Annotated in this window: 26 protein-coding genes, 2 pseudogenes and 1 riboswitch; of the genes and pseudogenes, 9 read left to right on the top strand and 19 right to left on the bottom strand. The window is 62.7% G+C overall.

Annotated elements, in window-relative coordinates; genetic code table 11:
* Positions 1-3 precede the first annotated feature (3 nt).
* The 9 genes from B7X30_RS12165 to B7X30_RS12125 form a co-directional block, all read right to left on the bottom strand.
* Complete coding sequence (locus tag B7X30_RS12165; RefSeq protein WP_286730890.1) at positions 4-771, bottom strand: creatininase; 768 nt, start codon at positions 769-771, stop codon at positions 4-6.
* A gap of 11 nt (positions 772-782) precedes the next feature.
* Positions 783-1670, bottom strand: a complete 888-nt coding sequence (locus B7X30_RS12160) for a DMT family transporter (RefSeq protein WP_286730889.1) — start codon at positions 1668-1670, stop codon at positions 783-785.
* 6 nt (positions 1671-1676) lie between these two features.
* Entirely contained in the window at positions 1677-2429 is a 753-nt protein-coding gene (locus B7X30_RS12155) for an SDR family NAD(P)-dependent oxidoreductase (RefSeq protein ID WP_286730888.1), read from the bottom strand.
* Between the two features lie 11 nt (positions 2430-2440).
* A complete protein-coding gene (locus B7X30_RS12150; protein WP_286730887.1) occupies positions 2441-3226 on the bottom strand; it encodes an SDR family NAD(P)-dependent oxidoreductase in 786 nt (261 codons plus the stop codon).
* A gap of 5 nt (positions 3227-3231) precedes the next feature.
* Complete coding sequence (locus tag B7X30_RS12145) at positions 3232-4242, bottom strand: fatty acid desaturase family protein (protein WP_286730886.1); 1011 nt, start codon at positions 4240-4242, stop codon at positions 3232-3234.
* A gap of 76 nt (positions 4243-4318) precedes the next feature.
* Positions 4319-5323 carry an ABC transporter substrate-binding protein gene (locus tag B7X30_RS12140; protein WP_286730885.1) on the bottom strand — a complete coding sequence of 335 codons (1005 nt, stop codon included), beginning with the start codon at positions 5321-5323 and terminating at the stop codon, positions 4319-4321.
* A 20-nt stretch (positions 5324-5343) separates the two neighbouring features.
* Positions 5344-5444: riboswitch (guanidine-I (ykkC/yxkD leader) on the bottom strand.
* A gap of 167 nt (positions 5445-5611) precedes the next feature.
* Positions 5612-6448, bottom strand: a complete 837-nt coding sequence (locus tag B7X30_RS12135) for an alpha/beta hydrolase (RefSeq protein WP_286730884.1) — start codon at positions 6446-6448, stop codon at positions 5612-5614.
* Positions 6445-7254 carry an ABC transporter ATP-binding protein gene (locus B7X30_RS12130; protein ID WP_286730882.1) on the bottom strand — a complete coding sequence of 270 codons (810 nt, stop codon included), beginning with the start codon at positions 7252-7254 and terminating at the stop codon, positions 6445-6447. Before B7X30_RS12130 ends, B7X30_RS12135 begins: the two co-directional genes overlap by 4 nt.
* Positions 7251-7964 carry an ABC transporter permease gene (locus B7X30_RS12125; protein ID WP_286730881.1) on the bottom strand — a complete coding sequence of 238 codons (714 nt, stop codon included), beginning with the start codon at positions 7962-7964 and terminating at the stop codon, positions 7251-7253. Before B7X30_RS12125 ends, B7X30_RS12130 begins: the two co-directional genes overlap by 4 nt.
* Before the next feature lie 347 nt (positions 7965-8311).
* Between B7X30_RS12125 and istA the strand changes: the two genes are divergently transcribed.
* From istA to B7X30_RS12105, 4 genes and pseudogenes are all read left to right on the top strand, one after another.
* The gene (istA, locus tag B7X30_RS12120; RefSeq protein ID WP_286730879.1) at positions 8312-9853 is read left to right on the top strand and encodes an IS21 family transposase; all 1542 of its coding nucleotides are present in this window, start codon (positions 8312-8314) and stop codon (positions 9851-9853) included.
* 12 nt (positions 9854-9865) lie between these two features.
* Positions 9866-10603 (top strand): IS21-like element helper ATPase IstB, encoded by a 738-nt coding sequence (gene istB / locus B7X30_RS12115; RefSeq protein WP_286730877.1) that lies wholly within the window; start codon positions 9866-9868, stop codon positions 10601-10603.
* Between the two features lie 289 nt (positions 10604-10892).
* Positions 10893-11069 (top strand): hypothetical protein, encoded by a 177-nt coding sequence (locus B7X30_RS12110; protein ID WP_156053753.1) that lies wholly within the window; start codon positions 10893-10895, stop codon positions 11067-11069.
* 158 nt (positions 11070-11227) lie between these two features.
* Positions 11228-11375 (top strand): annotated as a pseudogene (locus tag B7X30_RS12105) (IS5/IS1182 family transposase); the annotation flags it as partial.
* Between the two features lie 72 nt (positions 11376-11447).
* Here the strand turns inward: B7X30_RS12105 and B7X30_RS12100 are convergent.
* The 8 genes from B7X30_RS12100 to urtA all read right to left on the bottom strand — a co-directional run bounded on the left by B7X30_RS12100 (position 11448) and on the right by urtA (position 19129).
* Positions 11448-11789 (bottom strand): type II toxin-antitoxin system RelE/ParE family toxin, encoded by a 342-nt coding sequence (locus tag B7X30_RS12100; RefSeq protein ID WP_156053752.1) that lies wholly within the window; start codon positions 11787-11789, stop codon positions 11448-11450.
* Positions 11790-11794: 5 nt separating this feature from the next.
* Positions 11795-12064: a type II toxin-antitoxin system Phd/YefM family antitoxin gene (locus B7X30_RS12095; RefSeq protein WP_013107415.1), complete on the bottom strand. Its 270-nt coding sequence runs from the start codon at positions 12062-12064 to the stop codon at positions 11795-11797.
* Between the two features lie 197 nt (positions 12065-12261).
* Entirely contained in the window at positions 12262-13098 is an 837-nt protein-coding gene (locus B7X30_RS12090; protein WP_013107414.1) for an urease accessory protein UreD, read from the bottom strand.
* A gap of 306 nt (positions 13099-13404) precedes the next feature.
* Entirely contained in the window at positions 13405-14097 is a 693-nt protein-coding gene (urtE, locus tag B7X30_RS12085; RefSeq protein ID WP_156053751.1) for an urea ABC transporter ATP-binding subunit UrtE, read from the bottom strand.
* A gap of 27 nt (positions 14098-14124) precedes the next feature.
* Complete coding sequence (urtD, locus tag B7X30_RS12080) at positions 14125-14973, bottom strand: urea ABC transporter ATP-binding protein UrtD (RefSeq protein ID WP_156053750.1); 849 nt, start codon at positions 14971-14973, stop codon at positions 14125-14127.
* A complete protein-coding gene (gene urtC / locus B7X30_RS12075; RefSeq protein WP_013107411.1) occupies positions 14966-16099 on the bottom strand; it encodes an urea ABC transporter permease subunit UrtC in 1134 nt (377 codons plus the stop codon). The genes urtD and urtC overlap by 8 nt, the downstream gene beginning before the upstream one ends.
* Before the next feature lie 6 nt (positions 16100-16105).
* Positions 16106-17746 (bottom strand): urea ABC transporter permease subunit UrtB, encoded by a 1641-nt coding sequence (gene urtB, locus B7X30_RS12070; RefSeq protein WP_286730875.1) that lies wholly within the window; start codon positions 17744-17746, stop codon positions 16106-16108.
* A 141-nt stretch (positions 17747-17887) separates the two neighbouring features.
* Positions 17888-19129, bottom strand: coding sequence for an urea ABC transporter substrate-binding protein (gene urtA, locus B7X30_RS12065; protein WP_286730874.1), 1242 nt, complete (start codon positions 19127-19129; stop codon positions 17888-17890).
* A gap of 346 nt (positions 19130-19475) precedes the next feature.
* On the opposite strand from urtA, the gene ureA reads away from it, so the two are divergent.
* From ureA to B7X30_RS12045, 4 genes and pseudogenes are all read left to right on the top strand, one after another.
* Complete coding sequence (gene ureA, locus B7X30_RS12060) at positions 19476-19778, top strand: urease subunit gamma (RefSeq protein ID WP_013107407.1); 303 nt, start codon at positions 19476-19478, stop codon at positions 19776-19778.
* Between the two features lie 23 nt (positions 19779-19801).
* Positions 19802-20107 carry an urease subunit beta gene (locus B7X30_RS12055; RefSeq protein ID WP_013107406.1) on the top strand — a complete coding sequence of 102 codons (306 nt, stop codon included), beginning with the start codon at positions 19802-19804 and terminating at the stop codon, positions 20105-20107.
* Positions 20107-21846: an urease subunit alpha gene (ureC, locus tag B7X30_RS12050; RefSeq protein WP_286730872.1), complete on the top strand. Its 1740-nt coding sequence runs from the start codon at positions 20107-20109 to the stop codon at positions 21844-21846. Before B7X30_RS12055 ends, ureC begins: the two co-directional genes overlap by 1 nt.
* 22 nt (positions 21847-21868) lie before the next feature.
* A pseudogene (locus tag B7X30_RS12045) lies at positions 21869-22421 on the top strand (LysE family translocator).
* Between the two features lie 93 nt (positions 22422-22514).
* On the opposite strand, the gene B7X30_RS12040 reads toward B7X30_RS12045, so the two are convergent.
* Together B7X30_RS12040 and B7X30_RS12035 are read right to left on the bottom strand one after the other, a co-directional pair.
* On the bottom strand, positions 22515-22898 hold the full coding sequence (locus tag B7X30_RS12040; protein ID WP_286730871.1) for a type II toxin-antitoxin system death-on-curing family toxin: 384 nt from the start codon (positions 22896-22898) through the stop codon (positions 22515-22517).
* Positions 22895-23119: an AbrB/MazE/SpoVT family DNA-binding domain-containing protein gene (locus tag B7X30_RS12035; RefSeq protein WP_286730869.1), complete on the bottom strand. Its 225-nt coding sequence runs from the start codon at positions 23117-23119 to the stop codon at positions 22895-22897. The genes B7X30_RS12040 and B7X30_RS12035 overlap by 4 nt, the downstream gene beginning before the upstream one ends.
* Positions 23120-23220: 101 nt before the next feature.
* Between B7X30_RS12035 and ureE the strand changes: the two genes are divergently transcribed.
* A partial coding sequence (ureE, locus tag B7X30_RS12030) for an urease accessory protein UreE (RefSeq protein WP_286730868.1) occupies positions 23221-23676 on the top strand: 456 nt, incomplete at its 3' end.

The raw sequence follows: 23676 nt of genomic DNA, 5'->3' as shown, positions 1-23676 counted from the left end.
ACATCAGACCTGGAATTCTTTTCGGATAGCCGCAACCAAACGCTCAGTCAATTCCTGCGACATTGCCGCACCTTTGGCCGCATCAGCGCCGCGAGCGGATGACAGCACGCCAGACGGTGGCACCCATTCGGGACGTAGAGGGTAGATGTCGTAGGGCGGGAACTGTGCGGGGCCATCATCCGGCAGCAGGTCCATGCGCACCAGTTCAGGATGGTGATGCAGCATCAGCGAAGTCTCGATGACCGCGGCATGTTCCAGAGCGAAGCCAGGAAAGCCCTCTGGGAAGACCCGCGCCAGGGTTTGTTCCGTGAGGAAGTCCCAGTATTCGAGCCGCATCACTCGCAGGGCGCAAGCCGGGCCGAGTTCGCGCAAGGCAAGGTCGATGCCTTCGGTGACGAACCATTGGTTTTCATAATGGCCGACGACGACGACCAGTCGTTTGATACCGTGCCGGGCGAGTTCGCGGATGACATCGCGCGTCATCTGAATCAGGCTGGTGGCATCCAGGCTGGTCGTGCCGGGAAAGTGCTGACCGCCGCCACATTTGGGCTGCGATTTGTAGCCATAGCTCAGTGCTGGGGCGACAAGGCCTTCAAGCCGGGCTGCAGCGCCTGCTGCCACGGCGGTGGCGAGCAGTGCATCGGTGCCCAGGGGAAGATGCGGGCCATGTTGTTCGAGTGCACCGCAGGGCAGGAACATCACCGGGTCGTCCTCGGCGATCCGGTCGCGATACGCCATCCAGCTCATCCGTTCCATCATCACAGGGTTCATTCCAAATCCTTTCAGCGTGCAGGCAAAAGTTGTGGGGTGCGGGCTTCCAACAGCGCAGCGCAGGCGATCAGCACTCCGCCGATCCATTCCTGCGGTCTGAGCGTTTCACCGCCGATCAGCATGGCGGATATGACCGCAGCAACAAGTTCGAGAATCAATAACACGGAAGCACGCCCAGCCTGCATGTGCGTGACGCCGTATTGCGTGGCCAGGGTTGCCAGCGCCAGCCAAGTGAGCGAGAACAGTCCAATCAGTCCCCAGACGCTCGCTGGCAACGCGGGCAGAGTCTGGCCGATGGTCAACGCCGCCGTCGTGGCCGTGACCGTGCAACCCAGGAAAATGACCAAGGTCTTGCTGGCCAGCGGTATGGCATGGGCTGCACGCGTCGTGACGTTGGTCAGGGCAAACGCCAGTCCGGCGGAAAGCGCCATCATGTCGATCGGGGACAACGGCGTTATAAAGGCCGCCTGTCCACCCAACAGCACAAACGCCCCGACGAGTGCCAATGCCAAAGCGGCGCCGCGATGCAGCGATATGTGCTCGCCGAGAAAAAGCCGGCCTGCGAGCACGCCCCAGACAGGGGCCATGTAAAACAGCAGCATGACGCGCACCACATTGCCGCTCATCAGCGCATTGACCAGCGAGGTGTTTGCCCATCCCCCCAGAACAGCGATCAGCAGGAACAGGCCGGCCTGCCTCTGCCATTGCCGCCGCTGCCTCCACAACACAGGCAAGCCCAGTATGGCGACGAGGCCATAGCTGACGCTGACCATCAGATTGCCGCTGATTCCCGCACTTCCAAAATACTTCAGTGGCCACCAGGCCAGCCCCCAAAGCAGGGCGCCGGTGAGCAGGGCCAGCACGGGTGCAGCGGCAGACGGAGTGTGTTGTGTCGTCATGCCCGGTCACGCCATCAGCGCCCCTCCGTTAGGGCTCAAGGTCTGACCGCAGTAAAAGCTCGCTTGCTCGGACGCGAGAAAGACGGCGGTCCCGCCGATTTCCTCTGGTCGACCGACACGGCCCAAGGGAATGGCGCTCTCCTTGGCGGCCCATTCCGGGCTCATCTGCTCCAGCGACAGCATGGCCGTGTCCACCGGTCCGGGGGCGATGGCGTTGATGCGCACCGTAGGCGCGAATTCGCGTGCGAGTGAGCGAGTCAGGGTAATGACGCCGGCTTTCGCCGTGGTGTACGCGGTAAACCCAGCGCGCCCAAGATAACCAAGCTCTGAAGCGATATTGATGATGCAGCCGCTTCCATGGCTCAGCATGGACGGCAGGACCGCCCGGCAGCACAGGAAGACCGACTTGAGATCCGTATTGATCACCTGATCCCACTCCGCCTCGCTCGTGTCGAGAAAGGGCTTTTCCAGCAGGATGCCCGCGTTGTTGACCAGAATGTCGAGCGCATCATGACGTTGCAGCACGGCCTCCACCATTTGGGTTACGGAAGCGGCATCCGCCACGTTGGCCTCGATCGCCCAGGCCTTCGCACCCGTGGCAGCGATGAGCGCGACGGTCTGCTGTGCCTGCTCCAGCCGGCCGAGGTGGTTGACGATGACCGTGGCTCCGGCCTGCCCCAAGGCGATGCCGATGGCGCGACCGATCCCCGTCGCTGCACCGGTGACCAGTGCGGTTTTTCCTGCGAGTGAAAACGTCATGGGCTTGTGGCTCAGTTCATGAATTCGCCGTTGTCCACGACGATGCTCTGGCCGGTGATGCCCTTGGCCAGGGACGATCCGAGAAACAGGAAAGTGCCTGCGATGTCCTCCGGCTCCAGCAAGGTGGCAATGGCCTGGCCGTTGAGGATTTCAGCCTGCAGCGCGGAGGCCTCCATGCCTCTGCGCGCAGCCATCGCGTGGAGCGAGCGCATGGCTGCCGCAGTCCGCACCCAGCCCGGACAGACCGTGTTCACCCGGATGCCGCGAGGTGCGAGTTCGGCGGCGAAGGCGCGCGTCAAGCCGATGACCGCGTGTTTGCTGGCGACATAAGCTGAAAAGTGCGCCACGCCTGTCTTGCCCCAGATGGAGGATTGATTGATGACCGCTGCGTCCTGCACCATCAAGGGCAGCACAGCGCGGGTGAGCAGATACATGCTGGTGACGTTGTTGTGTAGCAGGGCAGACCAGCGGCTGGCAGCCAGCGGATCCTCGTCATCGAGAGGGGTTGGGTATTCCGCTCCGGCGTTGTTGACCAGCACATCGACGGAAACGCCGCGCTGCTGCAGGGCCTGCGCCAGCGCTTCCACGGCCGAGGCGTCGCCGAGGTCTGCCGCATGCCAGGTCACCGCACTTGCAGCAGTGAGACGACGGGTCTCGGAACTCTGCATGGGCAAGACGCGATCAACCAGTTCAAGCGTCGCGCCATGCGCGCCGAAGGCTTGGGCGATGGCGAGTCCGATGCCGCCCGACGCTCCTGTCACCAGAACCGTCTTACCAGAAAAATCGAGCGCGGCCACAGGTTTCAGACTGCGGTCAGAAAAGACACGCCAACCGCCCCATAGAAACGCTCGGCCTTGTCGGGGCCAGTGGTCACAACACCATAGTCATCACTCAGCACCCGCCGGACGCGATCACGATGAAAACCACGCAGCAGTGACGACATCGGGATCACCTGAGCGTGCTCATCAGCATAGAGCTGGCGATGCAATGCGGGAAGCTGATGCCATGGCGCAGTGGGCTTCTCGTGATGCGCGTTGTGATAACTGAAATTCAGCAGCAACAGATTCATCCACGGAAATCGCACAGAGACCAGGTTTGAATAGGTGTTGTGCTGTTCGTAATCGTGGTCGCGCAGCTTCTCGTCCGGAATGCCCCCCGTCGACAAGATGGCGAAGGCGTCATAGGTATGTTGATACGCATCCGCAAAGCGCAAAGCGGTGATGAACAGCACATAGGCCAGGAAGTACAGCAGGAGGGCTTTGAGTGAAAACCAGGCGAGCAAGGCGAAGAACAGGACGCGCACAGTGAAAACGCCCAGGATGCGCTTGCGAGCGGCGGCGCGTTCCGGTTCGATGAACGGCAGCAACATCACATAAGCCCGCATCAGAAACTCCACAGCCGGGAGATACGCCCACTCCAGCGCCACGACGGTTCCGCGCAGCCAACGTGGCGACGCGAGCAGGAACTGCCTGTAGTCAAATGTGATCACGTCTGCACGGTCGATGTGATGACGCATGTGCTTGCGGCGCAGATCCGTGAACGGCGCATAGCAACTGCCATTGATCCAGCTCATTGCGGTGCCGCCACGCTGGTTAGCGGCATTGGTCTTGAAAACCGTGCCATGGGCGAATTCATGCAGGAAATAGGCGGAATAGATCAGCGCATGCGCCAACAGCAATACGCCGAGCGCGTTTATCCACCAAGAGCTGCTTGTGATCAGGGCCAGCCCGCCTGCGTAGCCCAGCACCGTGTAGGTCAAGGCGACGACGTTGGGTAGTGCGCCGCCCTTGTAGCGAAAGATGGAAGAAGCCATGGGAGCCCCCAGAGTGTTGAATCTGGCGCCGCTCTGCTTTTGCATTCCAAAGCAACACAGGGCGACACCAATTGAATTACTTTTTGTTGAGTGCCATCACGAAGGACGCATCGAACGTATTTTCAATCGGAGGCACTGCGGTGATCTGCTTTTTGCCCATGAGCACCTTGCCGATGACGGGGCCGCTGCCGTAGAACGATGTCGTCGAAGTGGACTTGGTGAACGACTTCACCATGCCGTCCAATGGAATGTTGAACACGCCGGACATCTGATCCTTCACGTCTTTTGCGGAAATGCCCATGGCTTTGCCGATGATCGCGTCGGTTTCCTCCGGATGGCTCTTCATGTAGGCCAGCCCTTCCAGATAGGCCTCAATGGTGGCTTTCACTTCAGCGGGATGCTTCTGGATGTAGGACTTGTTGTAGACCAGTACATCCGTGATCAAGCCCGGCGCATCCTTTGAAGAGAACACCACATGGAATTTTTTGCCGCCATCCATGGCCACAATCTGCGACAGACTCGGTTCGTAGGTGACCCCGATCGGAATTCCACCCGATGCCATGGCGGCGGGCACAGACTCGGGCGTCATGCTGACGGACTGCACATCCTTTTCTCCCATGCCGTTTTTCATCAAGGCATAAGTGAGCAGGAAATCGGAGGGTGACAGCGGGTTGTAGCCAATCTTCTGGCCCTTGAACTGACTCACCGTCGTGATGTAACGCTTAGCCACAATGGCATCGGCGCCATTGGAATAGTCGATGGGCATAACTACCTGCAGGCCCAAGCCCTTAGCGTCGGTGCCAATCACCTGGTCGTAGGTCAACATGCCACCATCAACTGCACCGCTGGCGATGGCCGAGGGAATCACCGCAGGATCGTTGAAATTCTGCAGCTTCGCATCGAGACCGTATTTTTTGAAAAAACCCTTGGCATCAGCAACATAGAACGGACCGTAGCCAATCCAGACCACAGTACCAATGACCATCTTGGGGGCCGCTTGGGCCACCTGACTGCTGGCGACTGCAATGGAAGCAAATACGGCAAGGCTTGCAAAAGTGCGGATGACAAAGTGGCAAAGCACGGAAGTAAGCGGTGTCGCTTATCTCCCGGGCTTTTATCCCTCCGTGGAGCCTCTTTGAGAGGCCGGGCAGCTCTTGGACCAGACACTTCGTTCAGAAGCCGGAACCCTAGCCACCCTGTCAAACGCAAATCAACAATTGGCGTGCCACCACCAATTCCGTGCATTTAGTGGCATGCAAAGTTCATGCCACATTCAGGAAGCTGCGCTCCCCTAAAACCCGCCAGGAAAGCGGCGTGTAGCGTCGCTCTGTGATGCCGATGCAGTGCAGGGCGCCCACAGTTGGGGCAATCAACGCACAGTCGTGAGGCGCGCTGCGGCAAGCGCAAGCGCGCCGGTCGGCGAGGCTAATCCTTCGAGGATGGAGAAATGGTGATGGCCGTCAAGGCGCTCCAATGCGTGCAAGTTCGTGCGCTGTATTTGAAGAGTCTGAAAGTAGGAGACAGACTGACGCTGCAACTCGGTCAACTCGCTTCCGCCGTAGGCGATCAGCAGGGGTTTGCTGGGTGTAGGAAGCGCAATCGGGCTGTTGCGCACGACCTCGTCTTTGTCCAGCCCCAGCTTGTCATTCACATAGCACAGGCGCATGGGCTCAAGGTCGTAAATCCCGCTCATGGCCAGCCCACTCTTCACTGCCGGGTGGCCCATGCTCATGGCTACGAGGTGAGCGCCTGCCGACCAGCCAGAAAGATGGATGGCGCCGACCCGTTGCGTCAATATATCCAGCGCTGCGGAGATTTCCGCAACGATGCCGTCCAGCCTCTTTTCTGGCGCCAGCGTGTAGCCGATGAATGCCACGCTGATCCCAAGGGCAAGAGGGCCCGCAGCGACGAAGTGGAAGGTTTCCTTGGCGCGCATCTGCCAATAGCCGCCATGAATGAATGCGAGCCAAGGCGTGCCAGGGCCAGCATCAAAGCAATCGATGCGGTTGCGTTCACCCGTGGCGTAGTGCAAGACGAGGAGAGAGGCCCGGGAGGATCGGAGCTGCATGCTGCGGTCCTCCCACCGTATGAGAATTTCTGCGCTGTCGGTGACCGCGGCGCTGTTGTTGTAGGCGGCATCAAGAGTTGCCTTGTCCATCCCACGATAGAGATGCATGGGGCGCTTTTGGGTGATCTTCGCGCTCATGAAGAGGCTAGCTCTCGGCGAAAAATTTCCAGGGCGTTGGATTTCACCTCAATGAACCGGGCGTCCGCGATTGACTCTGGGCCGCGCGGTCGTGCAAGTTCAAAATTCAGTGCGGCTGCAACACGTGTTGGCCTGCGCGTGAGCAGCAGGATGCGATCGGCGAGAAACACGGCATCCTCCAGATCGTGCGAGACAATCAGCGTCGTGGTGCGGTCCTGCAGTTGCACCTCCTGCAGCTTGTCGCGGATGAACAGCGTCATTTCATAGTCGAGCGCGGAGAAGGGTTCGTCCAGAAACAGCAGTTGTTGTTGTCCCCCGGAAAACTCATAGGGGTGTCGTTCCAGGTCGAATCGGATGTCGAAAGCGGCCACCAGTTCGTCCACGCGCGCCTTCACCTGCGCGGGCTTCATCCCGCTGCGGATCAGCGGATATTCAATGTTGCGCCGCGCGGACAGCCAGGGCAGCAGCGCCTCGCGATAGTTCTGGAACACATAGCCGATGACCGTTTCTCGCAGGCTCTTTCCGTCGAACAAAATCTCGCCGCCATCCACGGGCAGCAGTCCTGCAATCATATTGATGAGCGTGGATTTTCCGCAGCCGTTCGGGCCGAAGATGGAGACAATCTTGCCGCGTGGAATATCCAGGTCAAACCCCTGATAGAGGGGCGCGCCGCCGAACTGCTTATCTAGTCCGCGGATCGTCACATGCGTCTCTGGCGCCGCTGGAAGCCGCGTCAGTTCGGGGAGACCATCCAGCGCTCCCGTCTTCTTGGGCCCGCCCTGGAACAGCTTTGCAAGTGCGTTCATTTTCCACCCCAGTGAACAAAGCGTATTTCCACCAACGAGAACAGCAGATTCAGGGCATATCCCAGGATGCCGGTGAGCAGGATGGCCGCATACATGCCCTTGATGTTGAGCACTTGTTGCGCGTTGATGATGCGCTGCCCCAGACCGGTATCCGAGCCGATGAACATCTCCGCAACGATGACGATGACCAGCGCCATGCTCACGCCTGTGCGCAGGCCGACAAAGGTCTGCGGCAGACTCTCCAGCAGCAGCACATCCTTGAACACATGCCAGCGCGAGACGCCCATGACCTTGACGGCAAGCACGCGGGTCTTGCGCGCGTTCATCACCCCGTAAGCGCTGTTGAACAAGATGAGCAGCACGGCGGCGAACGCCGCGATCGCGATCTTGTTCAGATCGGACAGGCCGAACAGCAGCATGAACAAGGGAATCAGTGCAGAAGATGGCGTGGAGCGGAAAAAATCGACCAAGAATTCGACGCTGCGATAAATGGCAGGCGAACTGCCCAGCGCAACGCCCAGTGGCACGCCAATCAGCGCTGCAATGGCAAAGGCGTAGAAGGTGCGCAACACAGTGGCCTGAAAATCCGGCCACATGCTGCCATCAATCAGGCTGGTCCAGAGCGTCGCCAGCGTGTCTTCGGGCGAGGGGAGCAGCACCGGGTTGACCCAGTGTGCGGACACTGCCATTTGCCACAGCAGCAGGAGCATCAGGCCCGGTACAACATGGAGGCGACATCAACCTTGCGTGTGAAAATTTTGCGCTCGGTGAATACGTCGAAAAATTTCTGGAAATAACCAATATCGGAGGGTGTGAATTGGCTGTAGGTCGTGAAGCCCGGCAAGGGAACGGCTTCAGCCAGCTTGGCGTCGATGGCTGCGTATTTCAGCCCATCGTGGACGGCATTTCAGGCTGATCGTGGACGGGATTTCAGCGTGATCGTGGACGGCGTTTCAGGCTGAACGTGGACGCTGTTTCAGCGTGAACGTGGACGCCGGGAGGCGCGCAAGTGATCCCCTGTGCGGGTCTAGGCTGGTCGATTTTTTGATCGAAGCCGATGCCCACGACCAGAATCATGATGCGCCAGATCCGAGAAGCATTACGCCTGCACCTGCAGGTTGGGTTGACCTATAGCGAAGTGGCCCGCGCGCTCAAGCTGTCCAAGAGCGCGGTGGGCAAGTACGTGTCGCTGGCCCGGGCGGCCGGGGTGGACTGGGCGGTGGCCCAGACGCTGACCGACGTCGAGTTGCAGGGGCGGCTGTACCGCCCGCCGGTGCCGCGCGCCAGCGATCAGCTCGCCCCCGATTTCGCGGTCATTCACCAGGAGCTCAAACGCCCCGGCGTGACCCTGATGCTGCTGTGGGAGGAGTACGCCCGCGGTAACGCGCAGGCCTACAAGTACACGAGTTTTTGCATCAAGTACCGCGCGTGGGCGCAGCGCCTCAAGCGCTCCATGCGCCAGGTGCATGAGGCGGGGGAGAAGCTGTTTGTCGACTACGCCGGGCAGACCGTGCCGATCACCGACCCGACCACCGGCGAGATCAGCGCCGCGCAGATCTTCGTGGCCACGCTGGGGGCGTCGAGCTACACGTACGCCTGTGCCACACCGCGCCAGACCACCGCCGACTGGATCGGCGCGCAAGTGCAGGCGCTGGAATTCTTCGGCGGCGTGCCGCGGCTGATCGTGCCCGACCAGGCGCGCGCGCTGATCAAACATCCCGACACCTACGACCCGCTGCCCAACCGCACGTACGAGGAGTTCGCCCGCCATGACGGCTGCGCCCTGCTGGCCGCACGCCCGGCGCACCCGAGAGACAAACCCAAGGTCGAGGGCGCGGTGCTCTTGGTCGAGAGGTGGATTCTGGCGCGGCTGCGCAACCGCCGCTTCTTCAGCCTGGTCGAGCTCAACGCGGCGATCGCTGCGCTCATGGCCGATCTGAACCTGCGCCCGTTCCAAAAGCTGCCTGGCTGCCGCCGCGACGCCTTCCTGTGGCTCGACGCCCCGGCACTCTCGCCCCTGCCGCCCACGCGCTATGCGGTCGGGCGTTGGAAGCAAGCCAAGGTCAACGTCGACTACCACGTCGAGTTCGAAGGCCATTACTACAGTGTCCCGCACCGCCTGGTGGGCGCCACGGTGGAGATGCGCGCGGGCGCCGGGTTACTGGAGATCTTCCACGCCAACCAGCGCGTGGCCTGCCATGCCCTGAACGCCCGGCGGGGTCAGCACTCCACCACGCCCGAGCACATGCCGGCCTCGCACCGCGCGCACCTGGAGTGGACCCCGGCCAAGCTCATCGCGTGGGGCCAGCGCATCGGCGGGGCCACCGCCGGCGTGGTGGCCTGGCAACTGGAGAACCGCCCGCATCCCGAGCAGGGCTACCGCGCTTGCCTGGGCCTCAAGCGCCTGGCGCGCGAGTACACCCCGGCGCGCCTGGAAGCCGCCTGCGCCAGGGCGCTGGCGATCCGCTCGCCCACTTACCGCAGCGTGGCCTCGATTCTCAAGAGCGGGCTCGATCGCCAGCACGCCTATCCCCCCACGACGGCGTCCACCGCCTTGCCCGAGCACGAGAACGTGCGCGGCGCCGATTACTACCACTGAAGGAGAAGCACGATGCTCAATGAACACACCCTCAACCAACTGCGCGCGCTGCGCCTGGACGGCATGGTCCACGCCCTGACGGAGCAGGCCAGCCGCTCGACAGCCGCCGCCCTGGGCTTCGATGAGCGGCTCACGCTGCTCGTGCAAAGCGAGATCGCCTGGCGGGACGACCGCCGCCTGCAGCGCCTGCTCAAGGCCGCCAAGCTCAAAGTCTCCGCAGCCTGCGTGGAGGACATCAACTGGCGCGCCAGCCGCGGCCTCGACCGTCACCTTGTCGCCAACCTGGCCGGCGGCGACTGGCTGCGCCAGGCGCAGAACGTGCTCATCACCGGCGCCACCGGGTGCGGCAAGACTTGGCTGGGTTGCGCCCTGGCGCATCAGGCCGCGCGTTCGGGCTTCTCGGTGCTCTACACGCGCTCGGCGCGCCTGTTCGGCGAACTGCAGGTCGCCCACGGCGACGGCAGCTATGCGCGGCGCATGACGCAACTGGCCAAGCTGGATTTGCTGCTCATTGACGACTTCGCCATCGCGCCCATGGGCGCTGCCGAGCGCAACGATCTGCTCGAACTGCTCGACGACCGCGTGGGCAGCCGCTCTACGCTGATCACCAGCCAGCTTCCGGTCAAGGCGTGGCATGCCTACCTCGACGACCCCACCCTGGCCGACGCCATCCTCGACCGCATCGTGCACAGCAGCCACAAGATCGAGCTCAAAGGCCCCTCGCTGCGCGAGAAGGACAAAGACCAATGATCCCCCAGAACCGCCGCCACCGCCGCGCCGAACACGCCTTATCCACCGCGGCGGCCGGTCCGTCGCAAGCGCCGTCCGCCGCCGTGGATAAGGCTGCGCAGCAGCCCCTCACCGACCGCTTCGCGATAACCGTTTCAGACGGATCGTGGACGATTGAGATACAGGATCGTGGACGATTGAGATACATTGAAACCCATCGCTTGCGCGCACCCCGGCGCGTCCACGATCACGCTGAAACGCCGTCCACGATCAGACTGAAACAAGCGTCCACGATCACTGAAATGCGCAGATGAACACCCCTGCGCAAGCTGAACGGGTGCCTGGGGCCTTTGAACGCTTCACCTTTTACGGCGAGCTGCGCAGAGGAAGATACTGCCATCGTCGTGAGACGGCGGTGAAACAGGCATCAACGAACAGGAAGTCCGCTTCGATCATGGGCGCTGTGGATCTGGTGGGCAGCCGTTGACCGGGGCGCGGACGGCAGGCAGTCCACGAGAGCGCGACAGCGGAGGCGACCGTCCAAATCCCCGGCGACTCACAGCGTCATTGCCGTCTTTGGCCCACTCTTCACCAGAATGGACACGGTCATGACATTGGCTGCCGCCTCCAAAGCGGCTAACAGGCCAGTTGGCGGACGATCAACTCACCCGCACCGTGGCGGCGTTGTTGTCGCAGGGTCTTTGGTCAGCATGACCGGGTGAACCACGACGGCATGCGCTTGCCCGCCCAAGCAGGTGCGAGCAGCTTAAGGCGGCAGCCCTCACTTCAACGCCAAAATTAGCGGAAATCCGCTTGGACTGGCCTGTCGAGCTTACGGGCGTCGGCTCGGTTTGCTATCTTCGGGTCAAGCGCCCAACAGGCGGCGAGCAAGCACGGTTTGCAGGTCACGGCGTCCGTCCGCTATCAAGTAAATGATGACTTGGCGGCCTGTGACACGATAGACCACGCGGTACGGCTTGAGAAAGGTCTGACGGTATTCCTTGATTCCAAGACCGAGTAGCTCTTTCGGATAGCTGCCGCGTTCGGGGAATCTCGACAGGCTCTGCACAACACCCATCAAGTCATCCAACACCTGATTGGCGTTGGCGACGCAATCCAGTACGGAGATGTAATCGAGGATGGCCTCCAAATCCTGTTCCGCGCCCTCAGTGAGCAGGACTTCAAACTGGGTCGGCGTGTCGGCCATCAGACTCAGGCGCGTTTGGCGCGAAGGCGGGAAACGACGTCAGCTACAGGTGTGACCTTGCCAGCAACGACATCCTGATTGCCAAGCGCCAGGATTTTTAACAGGGCCAGCGTTTCTTGCGTTTCTTCGAACGATGCGACGTCCTGCAGAACCGCCTTGGCCTCGCCGTTTTGGGTGATGACCATCGGTTCACGCTGCTGCGCGAGGCGCGTTAAAACCTCAGCCGCGTTGGCTTTGAGATAGCTGATGGGCTTGATTTGTGACGAGTAGCGCATGGCTATGCTCCAGACTTGGAAAAGACTTAATATAGTCTTTTTATGGTTCCATGGAGATGTGGATGCGTTAAGCGACAAACGATCCCGGTGTCCTTTTCCGCTGTGGTGATCCTAGGCCGGGGGGCGGGGCATTTCTCTTTCCCTACGTCCCATCCATGGCAAACGACCTGCGCGCGGCGCCAACCTTGAACGGGTTGTCAAGTCGACCAAACGCGCGGCGCGCAGTCTTCCACACCCCACCCCGTCTGCCGCCAAGCAGCCCACACCGCGCGGCACAGCGCCGCCACCGGCTCGATGCGATGCCCGAGCACCCGCAAGGCAACGATCTGCGCATGCGGTGCGGTAGCGCCAAAAAGTACGCTGGCCTGCTGCGCGTCATCGGCCGCCTGCCGCGCCACATCGAGCAGCGCCTCACGGCGTGGCGAGGCCAGCGGGCTGCCCGCGGCGAAGAACAGGGTGGCCAGCGCGGTATGGCCGCGCAAACCGCCCGGCCCATGCAGCAGCGCGTCGTCGTCACCCGCGATGCAACCGCGCTCCAACCAGATGCCGGGCAGCTCGATGTGCTGGGTGAAGCGGCCGGAGCGGAACGCGGCGTCTGCCGCAGGCAGACCAAGCGCGAGCAGATCCCAGGCCATCAGCTCGGCGCCCGGCGCGAGGTGAAAGCGGCTGCGGTTCTCGCCCAGGCAGTCGTTGTAGGCCAGGGTCTCAAGCGGCAGCCATTCCAGCCTTGCGCCCGGCGCCAGCCGGGCTTCCAGGGTCTGCCGCGCAGGCGCGCCGGTGCTGCGATAGAAACGTCCTGCCCCCGGCGTGGTGACCAACGCATGCGCGCCTTCTTGCACCGACAGGTCGATGTCCAGAATGTCGCCGCCCACCAACCCGCCCGGCGGGTGCACCAGCACCTGATGGCAGATTTGAGGGTCTTCGGGATAGTGGCTGGCCAGCGCGCGCAGGCCGCCCTCGTGTTGGTGGCGCAGCACCGTGCGCGCCGGTTCGGCGGAGAACCGCAATTGCAAGCGGGAGTGCCAAGGCGTCATGTATGAACAGGAGAAAGTCGAACAATATCGTCTAGCAGCATCACACAATGCAGATTGGCTTTGTAACAGAGACCCGATATGTCTTGGTCGGCCCTGCAAAATTCAAAGACCATTTCTCCTTCGCCCACTCGTTGAGGGCTGGAGAGAGTAGGCCGCGTTCAGGATGGTCTCGGTCAGACCGAGTGAGCTATGTGGACGTCTGCACCACGGTAATCCACACCCTTGTGCTGAAAGTGGACGCGAGCTGGACAGGCCAGCCCACAGCTCGGTCGATGCGCGTGTAGTGCGGTGGGCTGTCGCACACCCTCAAACCGCGATCAGATCACGGACACCGTCAACGTCCATATCGGCGCCCTGGCCGGACTTGATGATTTCGCCGCGCGACATGACGCAATAGGTGTCGGCCAGTGATTTGGCGAAGTCGTAGTACTGCTCGACGAGCAGAATGGCCATGTCACCGCGCTGGGCAAGCATGCGGATGACGCGCTCGATGTCCTTGATGATCGAGGGCTGGATGCCCTCGGTGGGTTCGTCGAGGATGAGCAGTTTGGGGCCTGCGGCCAGTGCGCGGGCGATGGCGAGCTGTTGTTGCTGGCCGCCGGAAAGGTCGCCGCCACGGCGGTGCAGCATCTGCTTGAGCACGGGGAACAGTTCGAACAGTTCTTGGGGCACTGTGGCGGCACCGGGCTTGTAGGCCAGGCCCATGTGCAGGTTTTCTTCGACGCTGAGGCGGGGGAAAATTTCTCGGCCCTGCGGCACATAGCCGATACCCAGCCGGGCGCGGGCGTCCGGGCGCAGGGGGTCGATGCGCGCGCCATCGAGGGTGATGCTGCCGCTCTTGATCGGCACCAACCCCATGAGAGATTTGAGCAGCGTGGTCTTGCCCACACCATTGCGGCCGAGCAGGGTGAGCACCTGGCCTTTTTCAAGGCGCAGGCTGACGTTGCGCAGGATGTGGCTGCCGCCGTAGTACTGGTTGACCGTGTCGATGTTGAGCATGGTGTGTGGCTGGTTCAGCGTCCAGATTCAGCGTCCAAGATAGACCTCGACCACGCGCTCATCGGCCTGCACCTGCTCCAGGCTGCCTTCGGCGAGCACGCTGCCTTCGTGCAGCACGGTGACTTTGTGGGCGATCTTGCGCACGAACTCCATGTCGTGCTCCACCACCATGAGGGTGTGCTTACCCGCCAGTGAGATGAACAGTTCGGCGGTGCGGTCGGTCTCGAAGTCGGTCATGCCGGCCACGGGCTCGTCAAGCAGCAGCAGTTGCGGTTCAAGCATCAGCAGCATGCCGATTTCCAGCCATTGCTTTTGGCCGTGCGACAGGTCACCGGCGCGGCGTGCAGCCTGGTCGTGCAGGCGAATTTGTTCCAGCACTTCTTCCACCCGCTGGCGCTGCGCCGCGCTCAGGCGGAAGAACAGGGTGTTGCGCGCGCGCTTGTCCGACTTGAGGGCCAGCTCCAGGTTGTCCTGCACGCTGAGGTCTTCAAACACGGTGGGCTTCTGGAACTTGCGGCCTACCCCGGCGGCCACCACCTCGGCCTCGCGCAGCTTGAGCAGGTCGATGGTCTGGCCGAAAAAGGCGGTGCCCGAGTCGGGCCGCGTCTTGCCGGTGATGACGTCCATCATGGTGGTCTTGCCCGCGCCATTGGGTCCGATGATGCAGCGCAGCTCGCCCACGTCGAGCGAGAGGCTGAGTTTGTTGAGGGCGCGAAAGCCGTCGAAGCTCACGCTGATGTCGTCGAGATAAAGGGCTACGCCGTGGCTCAGATCCACGCCGGGCTGCATGACGTGGCCGTAGCCCGCGGTGGCATCACCGCTGAGTTCGGGCTGCGGCTCCTGGTACACGATCTCCCGCCAGTCAAGATTAGCCACGGCGCGCCCTCCACTGCTTGAGCAGGCCGACGATGCCATATGGCGCATACAGCGTGACCACGATGAACAGCCCGCCCAGCACATACAGCCAGACTTGCGGCATGGCCACGGTCAGCCAGCTCTTGGCCACGTTCACGAGCACTGCGCCGACGATGGGGCCGATGAGCGTGCCGCGCCCGCCGATGGCCGTCCAGATGGCGATCTCGATCGAGTTGGAGGTGGACATTTCGCTGGGGTTGATGATGCCCACCTGCGGCGCATACAGCGCGCCCGCAATGCCGCACATCATGGCCGAAATCGTCCACACTCCGAGCTTGAACCACAGCGGGTTGTAGCCGCAGAACATCACGCGACTCTCCGCATCGCGCACGGCGGTGAGCACGCGGCCGAACTTGCTGCGCACCAGCCAGCGCGAAAAGAGAAACATCAACACCAGGGTGAGGCTGCTGGCGACGAACAGCGACACCGTCATGCCCGCCGTGCCCATGGGAAAGCCCAGCAGCACCTTGAAGTCGGTGAGGCCGTTATTGCCGCCGAAGCCGGTTTCGTTGCGGAAGAACAGCAGCATGGCCGCATAGGTGAGCGCCTGGGTGATGATGGAGAAATACACCCCCTTGATGCGCGAGCGGAAGGCGAAGAAGCCGAATATGAAGGCCAGCAGGCCAGGAGCTGCCACCGCGAGAAACAGCGCCCAGGCGAAATGTTCGGTGCCCACCCAGTACCAGGGGAAATGCGTCCACTGCATGAACTGCATGAAGTCGGGCAGATTGCCGCTGGCCGCATTCATCGCCCGGTTAAGGTACATGCCCATGGCATAGCCGCCCAGAGCGAAGAACAGGCCGTGGCCCAGCGACAGAATGCCGGCGTAGCCCCAGACCAGATCCATCGCCAGCGCCACCATGGCGTAGCAAAGAATCTTGCCCGACAGCCCGACCCAGTATTGCGATAGATGCAGGCTGCTGCCCTGCGGCAGAGCCAGCGCCAGCAGCGGCACCAGCACGGCGGCGATCAGCAGAAAGCCGATCAGCGCAGCCCAGCCCCACAGCGGCAGAAAGGCCGTGGGTGACTGCAGTTGCACCCGCGGTGGTGGCACCAGCGTGCCGGATTCATTGAGGATGGCGGCCATTGGATTTCAGCTTTCCACGCTGCGGCCCTTGAGGGCGAACATGCCCTGCGGGCGCTTCTGAATGAACAGGATGATGGCGACCAGCACCGCGATCTTCGCCAACACCGCGCCCGCCACGCCTTCGAGCAGGGTGTTGGCCACGCCCAGGCTCATGGCCGCAGCCACCGTGCCGGTGAGCTGACCCACGCCGCCCAGCACCACCACCATGAAGCAGTCGACGATGTAGCCTGTTCCCATCTCCGGGCTGACGTTGCCGATCTGGCTGAGCGCGCAACCCGCCAGACCCGCGATGCCGGTGCCCAGGCCGAAGGCCAGCATGTCCACCCGCGCGATGCGCACCCCCACGCAGGAGGCCATGGGCCGGTTCTGCGTGACCGCGCGCACGAACAAGCCCAGGCGCGTGCGGCTGATGAGCAGCCACATGCCCAGCAGCACCACCACGGTGAAAGCGATGATCACCATGCGGTTGTAGGGCAGGATGAGATTGGCCATGATGTTGAAGCCGCCCGACATCCACGGCGGGTTGTCCACCTGCACGTTCTGCGGCCCGAACAGGCTGCGCACCGCCTGGATCAGCACCAGGCTGATGCCCCAGGTGGCCAGCAGGGTTTCGAGCGGCCGCCCGTACAGGCGGCGGATGATGGTGCGCTCGATGAGCATGCCAATGCCCCCCGCCACGACGAAGGAGAACGGCACCGCAGCGATCAGCGCGTAATGCACATAGCCCGGCAGATAGTGCTGGAACAGGCTCTGCATCACATAAGTGGCGTAGGCGCCGATCATGATGAACTCGCCCTGCGCCATATTGATCACGCCCATCAGGCCGTAGGTGACGGCCAGGCCCAGCGCGGCCAGCAGCAGGATGCTGCCCAGACTGATGCCCGAGAACAGCGTGCCCAGCCGCTCGCCCCAGGCCAGGCGGCTGTCGATCTCGGAGAGGCTTTTTTCGATCTGCGTGCGAACCAGCGGAGACGACTCAATGTAGGCGCCGTCTTTCTTGTCCAGCCGAGAGAGCAGCAGGGCGCGCACCGCCGGGTAGTTGCTGGCCGCCAGTTGTTTGGCCGCGGCCAGACGGTCGGCGGCGCTGGCGCTGGTGAGCAGAATGGCTGCGTGCAGCAGTTGCAGCCGCTGCACGATCTCCGGGTCTTTCTCGGTTTTCAGCGCCTGCTCCACCAGACCGCGATCGACCGAGGTGGGATCGTCCTGCAGTTGCTGCACGGCCTTGAGCCGCTGCGCGCGCTGCGGCGAAAACAGATCGAGCGCGGCGCGGGCCGACTGCAGCTCCTTGCGCACATAGTTGTTGTTGACCACGCCCTGCGCGTTGTCGCTGGGGGTGACGGCTTTGCCGGTGGCCAGGTCGATCCATTCATTGCCTTTTTGCACCTGCACCATGTCGCCATCGATCTGTACATCGCCATTCAGCAGCTTGTGCAGAAAGTCGGCAAGTTGCGGATCGGGCTTGGCCACGGCCTTGTGCAGGGCGGCGATGCGGGCGTCGGTGTCGCCGCTGGAAATGGCCAGCGCTTCCTGCGGGGTCAGGGCATGGGCTGGTGGCGTCAGGCCGAGCAGTAAACCGAACAACACCAGGCCGAGCGCCATGCGCAGCCATGCGCCGGGCCGGTCCCACAAAGAGCGCGTAGAGGTCATGGTCGTGAAGTTGACAGAGAAGGATCGATGCGTTCAAAAGACTTCCCGCCCCAGCCCTCCCCGCGAGCGGAGAGGGAGTGATCGCCCCTCCCCCGCGGCGTGGGGGAGGTTGGGAGGGGGAGTGTTTGCGTTGCCGAACGATCAGGCGTTTTTCGGCTTGGGGATGTAGGGGCTCCAGGACTCGCCCGGAACCAGACCCTTGGACTTCCACACTACGTCGAACTGCGCCTTGTCGTTAATCTGGCCGATGAACACCGGCTTGCTCAGATACTGGTTCTCCAGCACTTCGACGGTATACCCATCGGGGGCGGCGAACTTCTGACCGATCAGCGCCTTGCGCACTTCATCGGTCTTGGTGGACTTGGCCTTCTCGACGGCCTGCTTCCACAGGTGAATGCCGATGTAGGAGGCTTCCATCGGGTCGTCGGTGACCGGATAGTCTTTCAGCTTTTCCTTTTTCACCCAGTCTTGCCACGACTTGACGAACTTGGCATTGCGCGGATTTTTCAGACTCTCGAAGTAGTTCCACGCGGTGAGCTGGCCGACCAGGGGCTTGATGTCCATGCCCGCAATTTCCTGCTCGGCGATGGAGAAGCCGACCACCGGAATGTCGGTGGCCTTGATGCCCTGGTTGCCCAGCTCCTTGTAGAACGGCACGTTGGAGTCGCCATTCACGGTGGAGATCACGCAGGTCGGGCCGGCCGAGGCGAACTTCTTGATGTCGGCCACGATGTTCTGATAATTGCTGAAGCCAAACGGCGTATAGACCTCGGCGATGTCCGCATCCTTTACGCCCTTGGAGTGCAGGAAGCCGCGCAGGATGGCGTTGGTCGTGCGGGGGTACACATAGTCGGTGCCCAGCAGGAAGAAGCGCTTGGCGCCGCCGCCGTCCTTGCTCATGAGGTATTCAGTGGCCGGAATGGCTTGCTGGTTGGGCGCAGCACCCGTGTAGACCACATGCTTGTTTTGCTCCTGGCCTTCAAACTGCACCGGGTAGAACAGCAGGCCGTTGAGCTCGTCGAGCACCGGCAGCACCGACTTGCGCGACACCGAGGTCCAGCAGCCGAAGATGGCCGCCACCTTGTCCTGGCTGATGAGCTGGCGCGCCTTCTCGGCGAACAGCGGCCAGTTGGAAGCGGGGTCGACCACCACGGGCTCGATCATGTGGCCGTCCACGCCGCCTGCAGCATTGATCTCGGCAATGGTCATCAGGTCCACGTCCTTCAACGCGGTTTCGGAAATGGCCATGGTGCCCGAGAGCGAATGCAGGATGCCGACCTTGATCGGTTTCTTGCTCGCAGCAATGGCGGGGAAAGACAGCGTGCTGGCCGCCGCTGCGGCAACTGCGCCGCCAACGGTCTTGAGTGCGGTACGACGATCCATGTTGGAAATTCCTCCAGAGGTTGTGGTGGGGTGCGACACGCTGTGTTGTGCAAGTCGCGTGCCACGGTTTTGTCTGCCCCCCCCTCAGCACGGGGTGACAGTTCGATGACACTTGGCCCGAACTTGCGCCGCGCGGGCCTGAACGCGCCCCACAATCTGTTTTGAGGCACCACCGCGCGCATTAGCTCGATCGTCTTTGGTGCGTTCGCACCAAACCGGGGCAAACGGAGACCCACACCGTTCCAGCAGGGGCGGCAGGTCTGCTTTTTGCTGCAGCACCGGCCTGCGCTTTCGATGTGGCCTCGCGTTAAGCTCACCTCACGATTCCCATTCCATCCGCCGCCCCATGGACCTCACCCCCCGCGAAAAAGACAAGCTGCTGATCTTCACCGCCGCGCTGCTGGCCGAGCGCCGCAAGGCGCGCGGCCTCAAGCTCAACGTACCCGAGGCCATCGCATACATCACCGCTGCAGTAATGGAAGGCGCGCGCGACGGCCGCACCGTGGCCGAGTTGATGAGCTTTGGCCGCACCCTGCTCAGCCGCGACGAGGTGATGGACGGCGTGGCCGAACTCATCCCCGACATTCAGGTGGAAGCCACCTTCCCCGACGGCACCAAGCTCGTGACCGTGCACCAGCCCATTGCGTGAATCCCCCAATCTGGAGCGTTTCAATGATTCCTGGAGAAATCCTTTGTGCCGAGGGCGACCTCGCTCTCAACCCCGGCCGCGCCACCTTGAGCGTGGTGGTGGAAAACGCGGGCGACCGGCCCATTCAGGTCGGCTCGCACTACCACTTTGCGGAAACCAATCCGGCGCTGCGCTTTGACCGCGCAGCCGCGCGCGGCATGCGGCTGCACATCGCCAGCGGCACCGCGGTGCGCTTCGAGCCGGGGCAGCAGCGCACGGTGGAGCTGGTGGCCTTCGCGGGCGAGCGCGTGGTCATCGGTTTCCGGCAAGACGTGATGGGAGCGCTGTGATGGCCACGATCTCCCGCCGCGCCTATGCCGAGATGTACGGCCCCACCACCGGCGACCGCGTGCGCCTGGCCGACACTGACCTGCTCATCGAAGTGGAAGACGACTACACCCTGCGCGCCGGAGGCTATGGCGAAGAGGTGAAGTTCGGCGGCGGCAAAACCATCCGCGACGGCATGGGTCAGAGCCAGCGCACCCGCGCCGAAGGGGTGATGGATCTGGTCATCACCAATGCGCTCATCCTCGACCACTGGGGCATCGTCAAGGCGGACGTGGGCATTCGTGGCCAGCGCATCGCCGCCATCGGCAAGGCGGGCAATCCGGACGTGCAGCCGGGCGTGGACATCATCATCGGCCCGGGCACCGAAATCCTCGCGGGGGAAGGCATGATCCTCACCGCCGGGGGTATCGACAGCCATATCCACTTCATCTGCCCGCAGCAGATCGAAGAGGCGCTGATGAGCGGCGTCACCACCATGCTGGGCGGCGGCACCGGCCCGGCCACCGGCACCAACGCCACCACCTGCACCCCGGGGCCGGAAAACATCGCCCGCATGTTGCAGGCGGCCGATGCCTTCCCGATGAACCTGGGTTTTCTCGGCAAGGGCAACGCCAGCCAACCCGCAGCGCTGCGCGAGCAGGTCGAAGCCGGCGCCATCGGCCTGAAGCTGCACGAAGACTGGGGCACCACGCCGGCGGCGATCGACTGCTGCCTCTCGGTGGCAGAAGAGACCGATGTGCAGGTGGCCATCCACACCGATACGCTCAACGAGAGCGGCTTCGTCGAAGACACCATCGCCGCGTTCAAAGGCCGCACCATCCATACCTTTCATACCGAAGGCGCGGGCGGTGGCCATGCGCCCGACATCCTGCGCGTCCTGGGCGAAGCCAATGTGCTGCCGTCCTCCACCAATCCGACCCGGCCCTTTACCGTCAACACCATCGACGAGCACCTCGACATGCTGATGGTGTGCCACCACCTCGACGCGGGCATCGCCGAAGATCTGGCCTTCGCGGAAAGCCGCATCCGCCGCGAAACCATCGCCGCCGAAGACGTGCTGCACGACCTGGGCGCCATCAGCATCATGTCCAGCGACAGCCAGGCCATGGGGCGCGTGGGCGAAGTGGCGCTGCGCACCTGGCAGACCGCGCACAAGATGAAGGCGCAGCGCGGCTGGCTGGCGCCTCCGGCTTCGGGTGGCGCCCAGGGCAATGACCGCAACGATAACTTCCGCGCCAAGCGCTACATCGCCAAATACACCCTCAACCCCGCGCTGGCGCACGGCATCGCGCAAGAAGTGGGCTCGGTGGAAGCGGGCAAATGGGCCGATCTGGTGCTGTGGCGGCCGGCGTGGTTCGGCGTGAAGCCCAGCGTGATTCTCAAAGGTGGCTTCATCGCCGCCGCACTCATGGGCGACGCCAACGCCTCCATTCCCACGCCACAGCCGGTGCACACCCGGCCCATGTTCGGCGCCTTCGGCGGCGCGCGCACCGCCACCTCGCTCACCTTTGTGTCACAGGCCGCGCTGACCAACAACATCGGCCAGCGTCTGGGCTTGCACAAGACGCTTGCCGCCGTGCGCGGCTGCCGCAGCGTGAAAAAGGCCGACATGGTGCACAACGCCTACACCCCGCGCATGGAGGTGGACGCGCAGACCTACGAGGTTCGTGCCGATGGCATGCTGCTCACCTGCGAGCCCGCGACCGTGCTGCCGATGGCGCAGCGGTATTTTCTGTTTTGACTTTGCCAAAACGGAGACTGGAATGCCAACCTTGACTCACTTCTTCACCTTTTCCCTGGTTGCTCTTGGCATGGTGCTGACACCTGGGCCGAACATGATTTATCTCATTTCACGTTCGATCTCTCAAGGCCGCAGCGCTGGACTTATCTCCTTGGGGGGAGTGGCTTTGGGTTTCGTGTTTTACATGCTGTGCGCGGCATTCGGCATCACGGCACTCGTGCTGGCGGTGCCCTATGCGTATGACGCGCTGCGCTTTGGCGGCGCGCTGTATTTGCTTTATCTCGCCTGGCAAGCGGTCAAGCCGGGCGGCCACTCGCCGTTTCAGATGCGCGTATCTGTCGCTCCTGCCGCAGTTCATCGACCCTGCGCATGGCTCCGTGCTCGGCCAGTCGTTGGCGCTGGGCATGACACAAATCGTGATCAGCCTTGCGGTGAACGCGCTGATTGTTTTCATGGCCGGTTCGATTGCCAGATTTCTGGCGCAGCGGCCAATGTGGATCGCCGTGCAACGATGGCTGATGGGAACGGTGCTGGCCGCATTGGCCGTGCGCGTGGCCACTGAGGCGCGCCGGTAGGCTTGTTTGCGAACGCTGAGTCCTCTGATCCTGATCCCATTGGTGCGTCATCTCCAGCTGCCGACATCCGCATGGAGTGCTCAATCCCTTTGCCTAGCGCGGCTGCAGATGCGACCGTATCCACGCGGCAAACGCGTCTTCGCTCATGTCGCCAGAAGCGACGGCGAGCATGGTGAGCGTGGCGTCGACTTGTGTCGTGGCGAGGCGCTGACCATTCAAGGCGAGAAACAAGCCCACTGCGAGAAAAGCCGCGCGCTTGTTGCCGTCGACAAAAGCATGATTTTTCGCCAGGCCCACCCCATATGCGGCGGCAAGCGCGGCCAAATCCGGCTCGCCGTAGGCCACCAGATTCAAGGGCCGAGCCAGCGCCGATTCGAGCAGGCCTTCATCGCGCAGGCCGGGTGCGCCGCCGTGTTCGGCCAGGCTTTCGTCGTGCAACAGCAGCAGCGCACGCCGGTCGATGAAACGCCAGCTCATTTAGCGAGTTGGTGGAAAGTGTCGCGGTACTCGCGCATGAATTCGCGGCCCAGTTGCAGTTGCTCATCCAGCGCGGGGTCGTAAGGGGTGAGGGTGACGCCATTCGCCGCCTCGGTGACGAACACCGTGTCGCCCTTTTCCAGTTTGAGGCGGACGAGGAGTTCCTTGGGCAGAATGACGCCAACGGAATTGCCGATCTGGGTGAGTTTGAGGGCGGACATGCGGTTCTCCTGACGACTGGTGCAGCCGGACAATGAAGTTATAACGGTTGTTATATTAGGCGGCAGCCCGAATTTCTGCAAACCTCTCCTTCCGAATCCTCATGCTCACCGTTAACAAACATCTTCCCGCCGCGCGCGGCTTGGCCGCTGCGCTGGTACAGCGCGCAGTCACGGTCAGCCTGGACTGGGACACGCGCAGCAAAAGCCGCTTTGACGCGCACGACAGTGCCGGTCGTCACATCGCCGTGTTCCTGCCGCGCGGCACCGTGCTGCGTGGCGGCGACATGCTGGTGGCTGAAGACGGCTCAATGATCCGTGTGCAAGCCGCGCCGCAAGCCGTGCTGCAAGTGCGCGCCTGCCCGGCGCATGGCACGGCCACCGATCTGCCGCGTGCCGCGTATCACCTGGGCAACCGGCATGTGCAGCTCGAAGTGCAGGCCGACTATCTGCAATTCGAGCCCGACCCGGTGCTGGCCGACATGCTGCGCCGCATGCACCTGATCGTCACCGAGATGGAGGCCCCGTTCGAGCCCGAGGCCGGGGCCTATGGCGAGGGC

It is taken from the genome of Thiomonas sp. 13-64-67 (genome assembly GCF_002282795.1).
Taxonomy (GTDB): Bacteria; Pseudomonadota; Gammaproteobacteria; order Burkholderiales; family Burkholderiaceae_C; genus Thiomonas; species Thiomonas arsenitoxydans.
This window is presented reverse-complemented; position numbering and strand designations above follow the sequence as displayed.

What these genes read in the sequence shown, in the direction of transcription:
- ureA (WP_013107407.1), top strand. Translation starts at nt 19,476, where the DNA reads ATGGACCTCACCCCCCGCGAAAAAGACAAGCTGCTGATCTTCACCGCC.
- urtA (WP_286730874.1), bottom strand. Translation starts at nt 19,129, where the DNA reads ATGGATCGTCGTACCGCACTCAAGACCGTTGGCGGCGCAGTTGCCGCA.
- B7X30_RS12110 (WP_156053753.1), top strand. Translation starts at nt 10,893, where the DNA reads ATGAACACCCCTGCGCAAGCTGAACGGGTGCCTGGGGCCTTTGAACGC.
- B7X30_RS12130 (WP_286730882.1), bottom strand. Translation starts at nt 7,254, where the DNA reads ATGAACGCACTTGCAAAGCTGTTCCAGGGCGGGCCCAAGAAGACGGGA.
- B7X30_RS12155 (WP_286730888.1), bottom strand. Translation starts at nt 2,429, where the DNA reads ATGACGTTTTCACTCGCAGGAAAAACCGCACTGGTCACCGGTGCAGCG.
- B7X30_RS12125 (WP_286730881.1), bottom strand. Translation starts at nt 7,964, where the DNA reads ATGCTCCTGCTGCTGTGGCAAATGGCAGTGTCCGCACACTGGGTCAAC.
- B7X30_RS12165 (WP_286730890.1), bottom strand. Translation starts at nt 771, where the DNA reads ATGAACCCTGTGATGATGGAACGGATGAGCTGGATGGCGTATCGCGAC.
- B7X30_RS12090 (WP_013107414.1), bottom strand. Translation starts at nt 13,098, where the DNA reads ATGACGCCTTGGCACTCCCGCTTGCAATTGCGGTTCTCCGCCGAACCG.
- B7X30_RS12160 (WP_286730889.1), bottom strand. Translation starts at nt 1,670, where the DNA reads ATGACGACACAACACACTCCGTCTGCCGCTGCACCCGTGCTGGCCCTG.
- B7X30_RS12035 (WP_286730869.1), bottom strand. Translation starts at nt 23,119, where the DNA reads ATGTCCGCCCTCAAACTCACCCAGATCGGCAATTCCGTTGGCGTCATT.
- urtE (WP_156053751.1), bottom strand. Translation starts at nt 14,097, where the DNA reads ATGCTCAACATCGACACGGTCAACCAGTACTACGGCGGCAGCCACATC.
- B7X30_RS12055 (WP_013107406.1), top strand. Translation starts at nt 19,802, where the DNA reads ATGATTCCTGGAGAAATCCTTTGTGCCGAGGGCGACCTCGCTCTCAAC.
- istA (WP_286730879.1), top strand. Translation starts at nt 8,312, where the DNA reads ATGCCCACGACCAGAATCATGATGCGCCAGATCCGAGAAGCATTACGC.
- B7X30_RS12095 (WP_013107415.1), bottom strand. Translation starts at nt 12,064, where the DNA reads ATGCGCTACTCGTCACAAATCAAGCCCATCAGCTATCTCAAAGCCAAC.
- urtB (WP_286730875.1), bottom strand. Translation starts at nt 17,746, where the DNA reads ATGACCTCTACGCGCTCTTTGTGGGACCGGCCCGGCGCATGGCTGCGC.
- ureC (WP_286730872.1), top strand. Translation starts at nt 20,107, where the DNA reads ATGGCCACGATCTCCCGCCGCGCCTATGCCGAGATGTACGGCCCCACC.
- B7X30_RS12135 (WP_286730884.1), bottom strand. Translation starts at nt 6,448, where the DNA reads ATGAGCGCGAAGATCACCCAAAAGCGCCCCATGCATCTCTATCGTGGG.
- B7X30_RS12040 (WP_286730871.1), bottom strand. Translation starts at nt 22,898, where the DNA reads ATGAGCTGGCGTTTCATCGACCGGCGTGCGCTGCTGCTGTTGCACGAC.
- istB (WP_286730877.1), top strand. Translation starts at nt 9,866, where the DNA reads ATGCTCAATGAACACACCCTCAACCAACTGCGCGCGCTGCGCCTGGAC.
- B7X30_RS12145 (WP_286730886.1), bottom strand. Translation starts at nt 4,242, where the DNA reads ATGGCTTCTTCCATCTTTCGCTACAAGGGCGGCGCACTACCCAACGTC.
- B7X30_RS12100 (WP_156053752.1), bottom strand. Translation starts at nt 11,789, where the DNA reads ATGGCCGACACGCCGACCCAGTTTGAAGTCCTGCTCACTGAGGGCGCG.
- urtC (WP_013107411.1), bottom strand. Translation starts at nt 16,099, where the DNA reads ATGGCCGCCATCCTCAATGAATCCGGCACGCTGGTGCCACCACCGCGG.